The following is a 14,821-nucleotide window of genomic DNA, read 5'->3' as shown; positions in this document are numbered from 1 at the left end:
TATCAGTATCAGGATTTAAATGCATCCTCGAGCGCCCAAAGCACCTGTGCCTTGGTCTGGAAAAACCGGCTAAACAAACTGGAGAGTGAACCCACAATCGCAATATGACCAAGTTTCGGAATTTGAATCAGATGGCTATGATTGCCCTTCTCTTTCAGTACGCGGTCCAAATCCTGGCTATTGAAATGCCCAACAATCTTGTCTTTTTCGGCAATAAACAGATAATGCCGCGTTGAGCTATTTCTAACAAAATAATAAGGCATGACCTGCTGATAAGGCACCGCCTGATCAAATGCATCGGCACAGATCGGATCATTTTTGTAATCAAAATGATAAGGCCCCGCCAGACCAATAATCGCCCGGATTTGACTATGATCAATACTGGCAGATTGCGGATGATACAAGGCAGACATGACATTAAAGGCCCCGGCAGAATGTCCCATCAGGACCAGATTTTCTGCACAGATCTGCAACTGTCCAGCTGACTGCTGCAAATGATTGAGCAATAAATGTAGATCATGAATATAGGTCGGAAAAATATGTTGTGGCGCCAGATGATAATTCATCACCACCACATCATAGCCGTCTTTGGCAAAAGCCTCACCGATAAACTGGTAATCCTTTTTATCGCCATGCAACCAGGCACCGCCATGTACAAACACAATCAGGGGACGATGAGGCAAAGGCTGCTGACTTCGAAACAGGTCAAAGCGTTGCCGGGATTTCAGACCATAGGCCAATTGTGTTTCGACCGTGTAACCCTGTTTCGGGGTTAAACGATTTAAAGCATAACTGCCAAAATCGTATAACCGGAAATCTTGATAGTGCTGTTGAAACTGCAAAATACGCTGTGAGAGTTGGGTTTTAAACTGGCCGACCTTATGGTTCATAGGTCGGTTCAACCGTATCAGGATCTATCGCAACCGGCGTCTGTTCAATACCCGGCTGCGCATATGCCGATGCAGCAAAGTTTTGATTAGCCAGACTTGAATATTGCTCCACGTTATCGATTAAAGTCACAATTTTGGTGACATTGCCCACTTGCTGCAATACCTGATTCAGGTCAGTAATTTCTGCGCTGTTCAAACGTCCCATCACATACAGCACGCCATCTTCAGTATGCACATGTAGTTTACTGTCCGAAACCACAGTGGCTTTCATGATCAGGCCACGGGTATTCGCTGTGACCGCAGTATCCTGCATGATGGTGCTATAGCTGATCTGATTGCCTACAGTAATAAAATTATGTACCGCTTTGACATCGCTCATGGATTTGACATTGTCTTCAGCCAGCTGCTTGAGATGTGCGTCGGGCACCTGACCGGTCAGCAAGACATTGCCATGAAAACTTTCAATATTGACCCGAGCCTGTTTGAAGCGCGAATCTAGTTTATAAAGATTAATTTTTGCAGTACGGACAATCGAGGAATCAATAAACACCTGCCCCAAGGTACGCGCCCCACTCTCAGTTCCTACAGGAGCCGTACCTGTGCCGCTAGAAATAAAACTGGCACAACCTGATAAACTTGCGACACACAGCATTGTTATTGCAATACGCTTAACCACTCAGCAAGACTCCTTCATTTTATTACGTCTTTTTTAATCTAATCATCTGTTTCATGCTCAGATCATGTCAATTCTGCTTGAACTTTACAATGATCTTGAAGCAAATATAAGCATCTTTAAACCTTATTTTGTTCAAAGGTTAATAAACTCTTGATCAAAAGTAAAAGCATTTTCAATCCATTCCAGATCATAAGGGTATTGCGAAAAGTCATGCTGTATGGTTTTTGCAAATTGCTGTTTAAAATCAAAACAAATCACGTCAAAACGATAGTAATAGTGTGCAAATTGTGGATTTTTCTGAATAAAGCACATCGCAGTCTTGAGCATCTTTCCCTGTTTCGCTCTGGAAACCGACTCGATCGCTTGCGCATATTGGGTTTGTGCACGCGCTTTGACTTCTACAAAGACCAGTTCCTGATCACGCACCAGAATCAGATCCAGCTCACCATAGCGACTGTGATAATTGGCTGCCAGCAGTTGAAAGCCCTGTTGCTGCATCCGTTGAGCCGCTTGCTGCTCCCCCCATGCACCTAGTTGCTGTTGCAGCATTGCTCTTTCCCTCATAATAGCTTGACGCCTGTGCCACTGTACTGAAAACATTGTGGACTGCGCTGAATGCCATGTTCAGTGATCTGTATCCGGCCGGTTCTGCCCTGAAATTCAACATTCTGCGAACGCGGTTGCGACAAGTATTGCTGGGTGATCTGCCACGCATCTCCACCGAAGGCAATCAGGCGCTGATAGGACATATTGACCGGTTCTTGGGCATAGGCTTGTACAACATCTGGCCAGTCAGCCAGATAAAGTACAGGTACATCACAGAACTTGATTCCTTGCGGCAATCTATGCTGCGCGCTGATCGCATTGGCTACGGTATACATCCGTTTACGGCTTAATTCGGGAATAGCAGCCAGCCCTTCTGCATTGCCGAGGTATAACAGCCCTTGTTTTGGTATTAAAAAAATGGGGGCCTTGTTCACGATCTTGAATTTCAGATCACTTTGACTGAACAATGACATCAGCAACAGTTCATGCTCGGCTTCACTGCCCGGCTGGCGTAAAATCAGCAGCTGTTGAATTCCATCTTTGTGCAATAAGGTTTTTAAGGCAGCAGCATCTTCTTTTTTGGACAGGCTGAATTGCCAGACTTGGGGTAATGACCCTGCTACATCATTCAGGCTGAGGGTACGTACTTTAGGTTTGCTCTTGAGTAGTTGTTCCACATCGCTACGTGCCAATGGACCCACCACCATTTTGGTCTTTTTATTGACATGCTGTTTCAGTAGCTGGGAGATATTTTTCTGATTGGAATTGACCCATTTTAATGGAACTTTCTGCCCGGAAGTCGCATAGGCACTGAGAAAACCCTGTTTGATACTCGATGCAGCTCGCGCCAAAGGCCCGGATTCGGGTAGAATGATCAGCACTTCTGCTTGTACGCTGCTGATGGAGCTGACTAAACACAAGCCCAATATTTTATTTTTCATCTTCCATTTTTTATTATTCAATTTATTCCACATGGAGAAACCTATGAGTGCTCAGTTATTTGTTGTTGCGACTCCAATCGGGCACTTAGATGATATTAGTTATCGTGCACTTCAGGTGTTAAAGTCGGTGAGTCTTATTGCTGCCGAGGATACACGAACTTCAGCACAATTGCTTAAACACTTTAATATTCAAACACCTCTGACCGCTTGCCATGAGCATAATGAAAGCAACAAGATCGATCAGCTGATCCAGCGCCTGCTCAATGGCGAAGATATGGCCCTGATCAGTGATGCTGGCACTCCCCTGATTAGCGACCCTGGCTTTAAATTTGTCCGGGCTGCTCAAGCGCATAATATCCGCGTGATTCCCGTTCCTGGTGCTTGTGCTGCGATTGCTGCCTTAAGTGCAGTTGGCTTGCCGAGTGACCGTTTCAGTTTTGAGGGTTTTCTGCCATCCAGACAAAGTCAGCGCCTGCTAAATCTGGAAAAACTGAAAGATGAAACCCAAACTTTAATTTTCTATGAAGCACCGCACCGGATTCTGGATTGCGTTAAAGATATGGCAAGCGTATTCGGTGCAGATCGTCCGGTCGGTTTTGCCCGTGAGATTACCAAGACTTTTGAAACTATCAAGAAAATGACCTTGGGTGAGCTGGTCGAATTCATTGCCAATGATCACAATCAGCAAAAAGGCGAAATTGTTCTGGTGATTGGCGGTGCCACCGAAGAAAAAGATCTGGATCAGGAAAAGCTGGATAAATTATTGAATCGCCTATTACAGGACCTTTCGGTCAAAGCTGCTTCACAACTGGCGGCAGATTTAACCGGAATCAAAAAGAAAGTCGCTTATCAACGTGCTTTAGAACTGACTTCGGCAAACGACTAATTGCTTTAGATTTTCTATTACGTTTGGATTTGCAAAAAAAAACACCACATTGAATGTGGTGTTTTTTATAAGAAACAAGTTAATCAATAACTTATTCTTTGGCTACTGATTCATCTGCCGGCACTTCAACAATACGACCACCACTGGCAAGGAAAGCCGCAATTTCGTCTTCAAGTGCCTGACGTTTCTTTAACTTTGCAGTGACGGTTAAGGTTTCAGCTTCTGCAAGATCGGTATCATTGACGACCTCTGTGCTATCTGCTGCGCCTTTTTCAGCTGCTTTTGCTTCATCATCGTCAACGATTGAATCTTCAACGTCGTCATCATAATCATTCATGTCTGTCATTTGCATCTCCCCAAAAATGGCCCTCGCTTGGTATTCCAAGTCAGGTATCGAATTAAGTGAAATTTAGCAATCTCTTCGACCTTCGCCTAGTACCAAACATCAAAAAATCGTATCTTTTTTAAACAAAATCGTTACTCTTTATTGGTGTTTGTTTAAAAAATTTACATTTCTGTCTTAAGCTGCGTAGCGTGTGTCTTTAAGTAAACCCAGACCATTGGCTTGCGCCATAAATGCATCTTTCAACATGGGCTGATTTTCTACCTGTTTCAGGCCGAAATTGCGTGCCCAAACCATCGGGAAGAATAATGTGGTTTCCATCCAACCAATCGCAGACATGCTGTGCATCATGGCATCATTCTGGCCCTTACGGCAATGCTCATAGCGTTTCAGGGTCTGCTCATGTGCCCATACGCCACGCGCCTGATCATGTAGCAAAACATCACAGAGCACGGCAGCATCCAGACAGCCAATATTCACCCCTTGTCCAGCTAAAGGATGAATTACATGTGCAGCATCTCCAATCAGGGCTAAACCGTCTTGAATATACTGTTGGGCAGCACGGGCTTTTAAGGGGAAAGTGGCACGTGGTGTCGCCTCTAAGACTCCACCCAACATATGCTGGCTTTCACGAGTCAAGAGTTGAGTAAATTCAGCATCTGACAACGCTGCATATTCTTCGGCATAATCCTCTGGCAAGGTCCAGACAATTGATTGCCAATGTCCCTGCTCTTCCGGATTAAGGCTGGCCATAGGTAAAAAAGCCAGAGGACCAGTTTCGAGAAAAATCTGACGCGCCATGTACTGATGAGGCTGAATCGTTTTAATCGCACAACTGATGCCTGCCTGTTTATAGTCCAGTACATCAATATCGATGAAAGCTTGCTCACGTACAAAGGAGTTTGCACCATCTGCACCAATGACCAGTTTGGTTTTGAGCTGAGTACCATCTTCCAGATGAATAATCCACACACCGACGCCACGTTCAACACGGCTGACTTTGACTTGTGTTCTATAATCTTGAACATTTTCCAGCATCTTTTGCTGAATGGCCAGATTCAGAATGCTGGGCTCCACCATCGAGCCTAAAGCCTGCTCTACCGATGGTGTTTTTTCTGAAGACTGGCCAAAATTAATTTCACCATAGCCATTTTTATTCCACACCTGCATACCAGTATAAGGCTGCTGGCGTACTAAATTTTCCCAGACACCCACCGTTTTTAACAGGTGAATGGTTGCCTGACTTAAAGCCAAAACACGCGGATTGGCCACACGCAAAGTTTTATCTGCATCCAGAATTGGCGCTGCATCCAGAACTGTAGGCTGCACACCACCTTGAGCTAACAGAAGCGCTGTAAGTCCACCAACCAGCCCACCACCAATAATGACGACGTCTAATATTTCGTTAGTTTGATTTAAGCTCATGCTTTTAACCCCATGGCATAATTTGCAACGAGTGGCTTGATGCCAGGAATCGTATCAAAAGCGATTAAACCTGTATTACGCATCAGCTTTAAAAATGGATTCTGGTTACTAAAGCCACGTACCACTGAATCACAGAACTTGATCACACGCTGCTGGTCACTGAGACGAGATTTTTCATAGTCTTGTAATATTCCAGCATCGCCCAAGTCTGCGCCTTGTACCTGCTGTTCTTTCAGGTAACGCACCAATACATGCGCATCACGCATACACAGGTTAAAACCCTGACCAGCGACCGGATGAATCGTATGGGCAGCATTGCCCATCAATACGACACGGCCAACAGCCTGTTTTTCGGCTAACACTTGAGACAATGGAAAACTGAACCGTTTTCCGGTTTTCTGGAATTTTCCGGCACGATCACCATACGTTTCCTGTAAGGCATCCAGAAAATGCTGGTCATTTTCATCCCCCAACCATTCTCCTTCAGTACCTTTTTTCACTGGCCAGACCACTGAACGACGATACTCACCCGGTAGTGGTAAAAGTGCCAAAGGCCCTAAATGGCTGAAACGCTCAAAGCCCACATGAGCATGTGGCTTTGAAGTTTGTACTGTGGTCACAATCGCAACCTGATCATAATCATGTTCTGACGCACCAATACCCAAGGCTTTACGGCAGAAAGAATCCCGCCCATCGGCGGCAATAACCAGTTTGGACTGTAATTTTAGTGACGATTCACCACGCTGAGCTTCGATATAAGCAAAGTCTGTATCTTGGATAAGGGATGTCACTTGAACACCATCAATCAGTTCAATCAATGGCTCTTTTTTGACTTGGGTCAGCAGTACACGACCGAGCCAGGCATTTTCAATGACCTGACCAAAGCTTTCGACTTTTTCCTGTTCGGCTTTCAGTCGAGCCTTACCAAAACTGCCCTGTTCGGTAATATTCACTTCCAGAATTGGGGTAGCATGTTCTTGCAAGGCATTCCAAAGTCCAAGCTCCTGATAGATCTGCACGCTACGGCGTGACAAGGCACTGTTACGTGCATCAAAACTGGAATGATATGGCGCAAGATTTTCATCATCATAATTTGGGTATTTAATGGCTTCCAACAGTTTGACTGCAATATTGATTTTCGCCAACATCAATGCGAGGCTTAAGCCGACCATACCACCACCGACAATGATGACTTCTTGTTGCATGCTTACTTCCTTATCTGTTTATTCGCATCTATGGCGAATTACATAAAACGTATACTGGTTTTATCTTACCTCAAGGCTTTAAATTTTTATAATGATTCGTTTTATTTAGTTTTCTCCATGATGATCCAGCCTATATTGAAAAACCAAGACATCGCGCTTTTCAGTCCCCAACTTCGGCAATACAGTATAGGCATTGATCCGTTCAACGATTTCAAACCCTGTCTTTAACAGCACTTGGTGTGCCTGTATATGTTCTGCATCACAGAAAGTATCTAGTGATTTAAATGTAAGATATTGTCTAAAATACTGAATCACCGCTTTCATCGCCTCAAGCATATAGCCCTGCCCCTGAAATCGAGGACCAAGTCCGAAATGAATTTCAAGGCTGTTATTTTGCTGTTGAATAATCGTTAGTAACCCGATTGCCAGATGACTTTTTCGCTCAGCAATCACCCATGAAAATCCTTTAATCGGTTGCTGCCAATAGCTTAACGCCCATTTCTGCAACATCTGCTGAGTTTGACCGACTGTTGTATGCACCTGTCGTTGTAAGTATTTTGATGCTTCAACGTCGCCACAATACTCTTGGAATAATGAAAATTCATCTCCAACTTTATATGCTCTTAACTCCAACCAAGTTGTCTTTAATTCAGCAACTAAAATATTTATACTCACTTTTATCAACTCGGCATTAAAAAACGGAATGTTATTATTTCATTTGGCACTTATACGATTCGATCGCAAACCTAGTCAAATTGGTATAACTCGATCTACTCGCTTCGCACAATTTTGAATACATACTGATGCTGGTAAATGCTGAATAATAAAATTGTGAATCAAGCCATTTATAAATGAGCTGAGATTCACTTTCAGTAGCAGGAGGCCCATTTTATAATCAATATTATTTCTTATTTTGAGAGAGTTATATAAATATAACTCGATCTTTTCGCTAACAGATATTTTTTAGAAAAAATTTATCCAACCATGTATAACCTAATCTTATTTGTATGATAGTGATCATTAATCTTTAGCCAGGCATTGTTATAGATCTGAGGATGATTTTATTAATAACGTATAAACACCTAATAAAAAACCCCGGAAATCTACCGAGGTTTCTTCATCTTCCACACTATTTCTATCCTCTCGGCAAGTTACTCGAAGACATGAATCCTATCTTGCAAGAAACTCGCCCAAGAAGATTAGCTTAACGCACAATATTGGTATGGTGATCCGTATGGTGTACTGTTTTACCCAACTTCGTTCCTGTATAAATCAGATACAATGCCGACAAACCAACCAATACATAAATAATTCGAGATAAGGCGCTCATATCACCAAAGATCGCAGCGACCAAATTAAAATCGAATGCACCAATTAAGCCCCAATTGATGCCACCAATGATTGTTAAAGCATAAGCAATCCAGTCAATCGTATTTAATCTCATAAGTGTTCTCCTGCTCTTATTTAAGTTTATTTAAGGATCAGAGAAAGTATGAGAATCTCAGCCCATTTAATATGTAGCTTTGATGCTAAAAACGGATTTTCTGTGTTGACTTCCTGTCAATTTTTAAGCTGTAAATTTTATTTAGGTTAGTTTTATTTGACTTGTTCGATATAAACGTAAGCTAAATCACTTTTTTGATAGATGCAAAATAGCTAGAAATTCTTGTTTAAAACGGCATAGAAATGTCATAAAAAAGTCGATCTCGCGACCAGCTTTCTGTATTTTTTTCAAATTAAGCAGCGCGGGCTTTCGCCATTAACGCCTCAATCTCTTCTACCGTTTTGACGACTTTTGCAGTTAAAACCAGCGGACCATTTGCAGTGGCCACCACATCATCTTCAATCCTGATGCCAATTCCACGCCATTTGGCATCGACTGTTTCATCATCAGGCGCGATGTAAAGACCCGGCTCAACGGTCACGATCATACCCTCTTCATACGAGCGCCATTCACCATCAACCTTATAAGCACCGACATCATGCACATCCATACCGAGCCAATGTCCGGTACCATGCATGTAGAACTGACGAAAAGTTTCTTTTTCTATAATCTCGTCGATATTACCCTGCATCAAGCCAAGATCGAGCAAACCCTGCACCAAGATGCGCACCGCAACATTATGCGGTTCTTTATACGAGTTACCAATTTGCACGGCATTGATCGCAGCGATTTGAGCATCCAGTACTACCTTATATAAGGCTTTCTGTTCCGGACTGAATTTACCATTTACCGGAAAGGTACGGGTAATGTCTGAAGCATAGAACTGATATTCAGCTGCAGCATCAATCAGGACCAAATCTCCATCTTTGAGTTCTTTGTCATTTTCTACATAGTGCAGGATGCAGGCATTCTCACCGCCACCGACAATACTGTTATAAGCCGGCACACCGCCATTTTTGCCAAAAACATAATTCAGTTCGGCTTCCAGTGCATATTCCATCATGCCCGGACGTACTGCTAGCATCGCCTGAGTATGTGCATCAGCAGAAATATCGGAAGCAATCTGCATCAATTCAATTTCATTTGCATCTTTATGTAGACGCATTTCATCGACAATACGATCCAGCTGAATTACTTGCGCTGGCGCAGAAGTACCACGACGACTTTCACCAGTTGCAGCTGCAATCCATTTGGCGACACGCGCATCAAACTCTGCATGCTGTCCAATGCGATAAAATAACTGATCTTTATTTTGTAACTTTTCTAAGATTTCTTCATCCAGCAGATCAATTGCATAGGCTTCATCTGCATCATAATCCTGAATAGCCCCATCAATACCCGCGCGGTAGCCATTCCAGATTTCCATTTCACGGTTACGTTCACGACAGAACAAACTGTAGCTATAGCCTTCTTCTTCAGTGTCAAAGGTTTCAATCACAGCCACAGCTTCAGGTTCCGCAAATCCGGTTAAATAGAAGAAACTACTGTCTGCGCGGTATTTATAATCTGCATCACGGTTACGCATTGCTACCGGACTGGTCGCGATAATCGCGATACTGCGTAAACCGATTTCCCCTGCGAGGATTGCGCGACGTTCCTCAAAAACTGCCTGTGTCAATTTCTTCATTACACCTTACTTCTTATCGATCGATACTTGTATTTAGAATATAGTCTTGAAATCAGACTATAGATTCCACTGTAAACAGCAAAATATATGCCTGATTTCAAGCAGGTGACGGTTCACCTCAGCATTTCATCAGCTTGGACGTTTAGGCGAGAAAATCTCGACCACACTTTGCGCTTCTGTAACAGCGGCTTTAGGCTGATTTTTTTGACTAAATTGCTGTAAGAGTGGCGTTTCTTCAACTTCGACCTTTTTACGCCCTAAAGACAGACTGACAGGAATCAGACGCACAAATTCGTACAATTCCTGATAGCTTTCTTCACCTTCGGCGTCATCGTCCGAGTCTTCAAATTCAACTGCGGCTACATCTTGTAAATGCTCAATCAGTTCAACTTCATCCTGACGGATATGTCCTGAAGCCAGTCCGAAACCTAAGACCACGCCGGCACACCAGTCCGCCAGAGCCTGTACGCGTTCTGAAAGCACATGGTCATCATCAGGCAGCAAAGGTAAATAATCCAGCTCATCTTCAGACAGTGCATGGAACACATCTTCAGCTTCGCCCGTCAATAACTCTAATGCTTCGGCATCCAGTTCAGGTACATCCAGTGTTTCTAAAATCTGTAACCACTCTTTACTGCTTGGCGCCTGGGTGACACAAACAATGCCCGTGAGCAAACCATGTAGTTCGCTAGGGCTAGAAATTTCCTCAATTGAAGAAAAATTGCGGTGCCATTCGGTCCAACCTGAAATATCGTCTTGCATTCGTTTATCCAATCTTTATACTGCTTATATATTACCTTTGTTTGCAACACTGTGCGACCTCGATATGTTAGAAGAATTACAGCGTCTACAAGTGCAGATCGGCGTGTTAAAAACGCGACTTGCACGGCTTGAAAGTGAAAATTCCAGTTTGCGCGAAGAGCAAGACTCTTCAATGATGCAACATCAACAGCAAATTGAACAAAAGAACAGCGTGATTGCGCAAAAACAACAAGAAAATGAAAATCTGACAGAACAATTGACGGATTCTCGTGCCCAGTTTCAACTGCTTAATAATGATGCAACTGCACTAGCAGACCGTTATGGCCGTCTGGAAAAAAGTTGTACCGATCTGAAAAACCGTTTTCAGGAAATTCTGGCTGAACGGAATGAACTGCGTGTGGTTAAGGAAAAGATGATCCTTGAACAGCGTCATGCCCAGCAGGAAATTCAACGTCTGACTCAGGAATCTGAACGTTTAACCCAGAAAAATGAAAATGCCAAAGCCAAGGTTGAAGCGATTATTCAACGTCTGGCGATTCTCGGTACTGCGCAGGATCATCACGCACAGGAAATTCAACAACTGGCCCATCCGACTGAAGTGAATGAGGAAGCCTCATCATGAGTGAACAAATTGCAATTGATCTCAGAGTATTGGGGCATAGTTTCCGTCTGGCTTCTACCCCTGACAAGCAGGAAGAATTAGAACGTGCAGCACAGTTATTAAATGACAAATATGATGAATTTCGCCGTAAAGCGCCACGCATGGAACCTAGCAAGCTGATTATTATGGTGGCACTTGAGCTGATGCAGGAGGTCTTGAATATGAACAGATCCCTGCAACAATATGCACATTGCGAACGTTTGTTACAAACTATTTTAGAAGAAGTTGAAGAACTGACTGAATAATCTCGAATTCTGTTTAAACTTCGGACATTCGACCGAACTGTTTACAGTTCATGAACAGCATAGAGTTGCCACACCGGGATTATTGTTTATAATTAACTTAACTCTGAGGTGTTCGCCAGCGGGTCTATTCCCCTGCCGATACTAACACTTATGGGTGTGTTCTGTATATTTAGAGTGTATGCCCATCTTCGTATGGGAAACCCAGCAAGTATACGTCGCATCCTCCTTGAACTCATCGGGTTCAGGGTAACGACACATGCAGCGGCATCTTCGGAGTACTTCAATTTCGTTTTCAAAATATAATTATAATTTTTCCTGAATTTCCTCTTATTTTAATTTTGTAGTATTTCTCTCGAACATTCCTCTAGATTCATTTTATTGATGTATTCATCATCTGGAATGAAAAAAAATCTTTAGCTATAAAAAAGATAGGGCTTTAATTACTTCCGTCAAAATCAAACAATCTTTCAGTAACTTATTTTCCTATTTTCAGGCTATTTTATCCCGATATAAAGTATGCATGGCCCAGATTGCAGCAGGAATCCAGCCTAAAATCGAAATCTGAAGCATTAAGCATACTGTGGCTTCGGCTGGTCGATGAAGGGTCATAAATAATGACCAAGGGAAAATAAATGCAACAATTGATTTCATTCTTAAAATCCTCTTTTTGCGATATTTTAAATTTTTATATCCAGTTTTTAGCCGCACTTAAAACTGGTACTTAGGTTTAGATAATTTTTAATGGGATCAGCAGAATCTCTGTACATGCTGTAATCCCGCGTAAAAATATCCTGAAAGCCTAATTCAGCCAGCTTAAATGAAGCTTAAAAATTATTTTAAATCCGCTAGTCTTTGCATATTTTCAATCAAAATATTGACGTTTGAATGAAACAGTCTTTGCTTTAACTTTTACTTTCCACAGATTCAGATCCGAATAAAATCCTGAATCCCTAAACCTTTATTTACTTACTGCAGCTGGTGTACACAAGGGTGATACTCGCCAAATCACATCACCGACATCATCAGCAACCAAAATGGCACCTGAAGAATCTACCGCCACACCGACCGGTCGCCCATATGCATCGCCCTGATCACTTAAAAATCCAGTCAAGACATCTTGAGGTGGGCCCATCGGTTGCCCATTCTGAAAGGGAACAAAAATCACTTTATAGCCACTGTGCGGTTTGCGGTTCCATGAACCATGCTGGCCAATCAGCGCACCGTTTCGATATTGAGGCATCAGGTCTGCCCTATAGAAGGCCAAGCCCAATGAAGCTGTATGATTGCCCAATGCATAATCCGGTGGAATTGCCCGCACAACCTGGGCAGGTTTTTGCGGTTTGACCCGTGTATCTACATGTTGGCCATAATAACTATAGGGCCAGCCATAAAAAGCACCTTCTTTGACAGAGGTCAGGTAATCAGGAACCAGATCATTACCGAGCTCATCACGTTCATTCACCACTGTCCAAAGTGTGCCGCTCTTAGGTTGCCAATCCATGCCATTCGGATTACGCAGTCCGGTGGCAAAAGGTCGCGCTTGAGCACTGGCTATGTCAAATTCCATGATCAGTGCCCGGCCCTGCTCTTGCTCTAAGCCATTTTCAGCGACATTACTGTTGGAACCCACCGTGATATAGAGTTTGCTTCCGGCAGGATTGGCAATAACATTTTTGGTCCTGTGATGGTTTAAACGACCTGCCGGTAAATCCAGCATCTTGGTATCAGTTGCTGTAATTTGAGTCGCACCGTTCTGATAAGGAAAACGCATCAGGGCATCAGTATTCGCCACATACAACATATTACCGACTAGCGCCATGCCAAATGGAGAATTGAGATTCTGTAAAAATACGGTTTTTTGTTCAGCCACCCCATCTCCATTGCTATCGCGAAGTAGACTGATGCGGTTGGCACTGGGATGAGATGACCCGGCACGCTGCATTACCCATTTCATGATTTTGCCTTTGATCCCTTTGCTGTCATCGGGCTTAGGCGGTGCATCGGTTTCAGCCACCAGTACATCACCATTCGGCAATACATACAGCCAGCGCGGATGCTGCAACCCTTTGGCAAATGCCTGAACTTTTAAACCTGTCGCTGTTGTCGGCATTTTACCTTCAGGCCAACCTTTAGCAGGCGCAATATTGACCGTAGGCAGCAAGCTTGATTTTGGTTTGGGCAAATGTGGCTGGGAACCATAACTGTCATTGATAGGCGACTTGGAAGGCATCGTACATCCTGTCATAGCCAAGAAAGATGCACAGGCGGTACAAGCAACTAAAAGTCGTATGTGCTGAATAAGCATTTTTATCTCTTTGTTATTATTATCCTCGACTTAACTTTAAGAAACTACAAGCGATGCCACTAGCTGATTCTTGTTTTTTCTGGTTATGAATTGGTTATCAATTTTGAATCAGGTCTGATGTTTTTCTTGCTGTAAACATGAATTTATTCTGACTAACTTACCCAGGACAACACGACAACATTTCCAAAGTAATTTTTTTTACCTCATTACGGCTGAGTCGAATATGAGCCTCTAATATAGAAAGACAGGAGACTGCATCTTGGGCAAGCAGCGCCTTTAAAATCTGTTGATGTTCGGCATAGGTAGCTGTAACCCGATAATCCTTGGAAAAATCCAGACGGCGTATGATGCGAATTTTCTCGCTGATCTCACTGTGAATTTTTGCCATTTCTGCATTGCCGGCTGCCAATACCAAATGACAATGAAATGCTTCATCTTCTACAGATAACCGCCTGAGATCATAGATATATTGTTCTGGTTGAATACACCAGGTTTGAATCAAAACAGCCAGAGCAACCTGCAACTGGTCTTTGGGCATCTGACAAAGTTGTTCGACTGCATAACCTTCCAATAAAATCCGCAGATCATACAGTTCTTCATAAACTTTAAAGTCTAGTGACCGAACCTTCCAGCCACTTCTAAACTGCACCTCGACATAACCTTCCTGCTGCAAGCGATACAAAGCTTGCCGGATGGGTGTACGGCTTACGGCATAGCTTTCAGCAATTTCCGATTCGGTAAAGCGCTCTCCCGGCATCAGCTTAAAGTCAAAAATGTCATTTTTAATTTTCTGGAAAACCAGCTCAGACAGATTGTCTGAGCTTTTTCCTGTCGCTTTAGTACTTGGATTGCGAACAATAGTCAT

The 14,821-nt window shown here is 43.1% G+C and carries 17 protein-coding genes and 1 other RNA gene; 4 read left to right on the top strand and 14 right to left on the bottom strand.

Annotated features, from left to right (window positions below):
• Positions 1–8: 8 nt before the first annotated feature.
• From FTV42_RS04900 to FTV42_RS04885, 4 genes are all read right to left on the bottom strand, one after another.
• Positions 9–890, bottom strand: a complete 882-nt coding sequence (locus tag FTV42_RS04900; protein ID WP_180037772.1) for an alpha/beta hydrolase — start codon at positions 888–890, stop codon at positions 9–11.
• A complete protein-coding gene (locus FTV42_RS04895) occupies positions 880–1,566 on the bottom strand; it encodes a BON domain-containing protein (RefSeq protein ID WP_180037770.1) in 687 nt (228 codons plus the stop codon). The genes FTV42_RS04900 and FTV42_RS04895 overlap by 11 nt, the downstream gene beginning before the upstream one ends.
• Before the next feature lie 132 nt (positions 1,567–1,698).
• Positions 1,699–2,115, bottom strand: a complete 417-nt coding sequence (locus tag FTV42_RS04890) for a YraN family protein (RefSeq protein WP_180037768.1) — start codon at positions 2,113–2,115, stop codon at positions 1,699–1,701.
• 11 nt (positions 2,116–2,126) lie between these two features.
• Positions 2,127–3,086, bottom strand: a complete 960-nt coding sequence (locus tag FTV42_RS04885; protein WP_180037766.1) for a penicillin-binding protein activator — start codon at positions 3,084–3,086, stop codon at positions 2,127–2,129.
• Positions 3,087–3,096: 10 nt separating this feature from the next.
• Here FTV42_RS04885 and rsmI point away from each other — a divergent pair, with 10 nt between their 5' ends.
• The gene (rsmI, locus tag FTV42_RS04880) at positions 3,097–3,939 is read left to right on the top strand and encodes a 16S rRNA (cytidine(1402)-2'-O)-methyltransferase (RefSeq protein WP_180037764.1); all 843 of its coding nucleotides are present in this window, start codon (positions 3,097–3,099) and stop codon (positions 3,937–3,939) included.
• Positions 3,940–4,030: 91 nt separating this feature from the next.
• Here rsmI and FTV42_RS04875 read toward each other — a convergent pair whose 3' ends face one another.
• The 7 genes from FTV42_RS04875 to FTV42_RS04845 form a co-directional block, all read right to left on the bottom strand.
• Positions 4,031–4,285: a hypothetical protein gene (locus tag FTV42_RS04875; protein WP_180037762.1), complete on the bottom strand. Its 255-nt coding sequence runs from the start codon at positions 4,283–4,285 to the stop codon at positions 4,031–4,033.
• 174 nt (positions 4,286–4,459) lie between these two features.
• Entirely contained in the window at positions 4,460–5,707 is a 1,248-nt protein-coding gene (locus FTV42_RS04870) for an FAD-dependent monooxygenase (protein ID WP_005107464.1), read from the bottom strand.
• The gene (gene ubiH, locus FTV42_RS04865) at positions 5,704–6,912 is read right to left on the bottom strand and encodes a 2-octaprenyl-6-methoxyphenyl hydroxylase (protein WP_005107466.1); all 1,209 of its coding nucleotides are present in this window, start codon (positions 6,910–6,912) and stop codon (positions 5,704–5,706) included. The genes FTV42_RS04870 and ubiH overlap by 4 nt, the downstream gene beginning before the upstream one ends.
• A 105-nt stretch (positions 6,913–7,017) precedes the next feature.
• A complete protein-coding gene (locus tag FTV42_RS04860; RefSeq protein WP_180037759.1) occupies positions 7,018–7,587 on the bottom strand; it encodes a GNAT family N-acetyltransferase in 570 nt (189 codons plus the stop codon).
• A 529-nt stretch (positions 7,588–8,116) separates the two neighbouring features.
• Positions 8,117–8,356, bottom strand: coding sequence for a DUF378 domain-containing protein (locus FTV42_RS04855; RefSeq protein ID WP_005107468.1), 240 nt, complete (start codon positions 8,354–8,356; stop codon positions 8,117–8,119).
• 292 nt (positions 8,357–8,648) lie between these two features.
• The gene (gene pepP / locus FTV42_RS04850) at positions 8,649–9,983 is read right to left on the bottom strand and encodes a Xaa-Pro aminopeptidase (protein WP_180037757.1); all 1,335 of its coding nucleotides are present in this window, start codon (positions 9,981–9,983) and stop codon (positions 8,649–8,651) included.
• A gap of 129 nt (positions 9,984–10,112) precedes the next feature.
• Positions 10,113–10,745, bottom strand: coding sequence for a UPF0149 family protein (locus tag FTV42_RS04845; protein WP_180037754.1), 633 nt, complete (start codon positions 10,743–10,745; stop codon positions 10,113–10,115).
• Between the two features lie 64 nt (positions 10,746–10,809).
• On the opposite strand from FTV42_RS04845, the gene FTV42_RS04840 reads away from it, so the two are divergent.
• The 3 genes from FTV42_RS04840 to ssrS all read left to right on the top strand — a co-directional run bounded on the left by FTV42_RS04840 (position 10,810) and on the right by ssrS (position 11,932).
• Positions 10,810–11,367 carry a hypothetical protein gene (locus tag FTV42_RS04840; protein WP_180037752.1) on the top strand — a complete coding sequence of 186 codons (558 nt, stop codon included), beginning with the start codon at positions 10,810–10,812 and terminating at the stop codon, positions 11,365–11,367.
• The gene (locus FTV42_RS04835) at positions 11,364–11,651 is read left to right on the top strand and encodes a cell division protein ZapA (protein ID WP_004279505.1); all 288 of its coding nucleotides are present in this window, start codon (positions 11,364–11,366) and stop codon (positions 11,649–11,651) included. Before FTV42_RS04840 ends, FTV42_RS04835 begins: the two co-directional genes overlap by 4 nt.
• Positions 11,652–11,748: 97 nt before the next feature.
• Positions 11,749–11,932, top strand: a non-coding RNA gene (ssrS, locus tag FTV42_RS04830) — 6S RNA.
• A 208-nt stretch (positions 11,933–12,140) separates the two neighbouring features.
• Here the strand turns inward: ssrS and FTV42_RS04825 are convergent.
• The 3 genes from FTV42_RS04825 to FTV42_RS04815 all read right to left on the bottom strand — a co-directional run bounded on the left by FTV42_RS04825 (position 12,141) and on the right by FTV42_RS04815 (position 14,821).
• Entirely contained in the window at positions 12,141–12,302 is a 162-nt protein-coding gene (locus FTV42_RS04825; RefSeq protein WP_005267030.1) for a YqaE/Pmp3 family membrane protein, read from the bottom strand.
• 307 nt (positions 12,303–12,609) lie between these two features.
• The gene (locus FTV42_RS04820; protein WP_257223412.1) at positions 12,610–13,896 is read right to left on the bottom strand and encodes a sorbosone dehydrogenase family protein; all 1,287 of its coding nucleotides are present in this window, start codon (positions 13,894–13,896) and stop codon (positions 12,610–12,612) included.
• A 217-nt stretch (positions 13,897–14,113) separates the two neighbouring features.
• Positions 14,114–14,821: a GntR family transcriptional regulator gene (locus FTV42_RS04815; RefSeq protein WP_180037747.1), complete on the bottom strand. Its 708-nt coding sequence runs from the start codon at positions 14,819–14,821 to the stop codon at positions 14,114–14,116.

Source organism: Acinetobacter sp. YH16052 (assembly GCF_013417155.1).
Taxonomy (GTDB): domain Bacteria; phylum Pseudomonadota; class Gammaproteobacteria; order Pseudomonadales; family Moraxellaceae; genus Acinetobacter.
Note: the sequence above shows the minus strand (reverse complement) of the source record. Positions and strands in the feature narration are given on the sequence as shown.

Bases quoted from the DNA above. Each gene is read 5' to 3' on its own strand.
- FTV42_RS04900 (WP_180037772.1), bottom strand. From the start codon at position 890: ATGAACCATAAGGTCGGCCAGTTTAAAACCCAACTCTCACAGCGTATT.
- FTV42_RS04890 (WP_180037768.1), bottom strand. From the start codon at position 2,115: ATGCTGCAACAGCAACTAGGTGCATGGGGGGAGCAGCAAGCGGCTCAA.
- FTV42_RS04885 (WP_180037766.1), bottom strand. From the start codon at position 3,086: ATGTGGAATAAATTGAATAATAAAAAATGGAAGATGAAAAATAAAATA.
- rsmI (WP_180037764.1), top strand. From the start codon at position 3,097: ATGAGTGCTCAGTTATTTGTTGTTGCGACTCCAATCGGGCACTTAGAT.
- FTV42_RS04875 (WP_180037762.1), bottom strand. From the start codon at position 4,285: ATGACAGACATGAATGATTATGATGACGACGTTGAAGATTCAATCGTT.
- FTV42_RS04870 (WP_005107464.1), bottom strand. From the start codon at position 5,707: ATGAGCTTAAATCAAACTAACGAAATATTAGACGTCGTCATTATTGGT.
- ubiH (WP_005107466.1), bottom strand. From the start codon at position 6,912: ATGCAACAAGAAGTCATCATTGTCGGTGGTGGTATGGTCGGCTTAAGC.
- FTV42_RS04855 (WP_005107468.1), bottom strand. From the start codon at position 8,356: ATGAGATTAAATACGATTGACTGGATTGCTTATGCTTTAACAATCATT.
- pepP (WP_180037757.1), bottom strand. From the start codon at position 9,983: ATGAAGAAATTGACACAGGCAGTTTTTGAGGAACGTCGCGCAATCCTC.
- FTV42_RS04845 (WP_180037754.1), bottom strand. From the start codon at position 10,745: ATGCAAGACGATATTTCAGGTTGGACCGAATGGCACCGCAATTTTTCT.
- FTV42_RS04840 (WP_180037752.1), top strand. From the start codon at position 10,810: ATGTTAGAAGAATTACAGCGTCTACAAGTGCAGATCGGCGTGTTAAAA.
- FTV42_RS04835 (WP_004279505.1), top strand. From the start codon at position 11,364: ATGAGTGAACAAATTGCAATTGATCTCAGAGTATTGGGGCATAGTTTC.
- FTV42_RS04825 (WP_005267030.1), bottom strand. From the start codon at position 12,302: ATGAAATCAATTGTTGCATTTATTTTCCCTTGGTCATTATTTATGACC.
- FTV42_RS04820 (WP_257223412.1), bottom strand. From the start codon at position 13,896: ATGACAGGATGTACGATGCCTTCCAAGTCGCCTATCAATGACAGTTAT.
- FTV42_RS04815 (WP_180037747.1), bottom strand. From the start codon at position 14,821: ATGACTATTGTTCGCAATCCAAGTACTAAAGCGACAGGAAAAAGCTCA.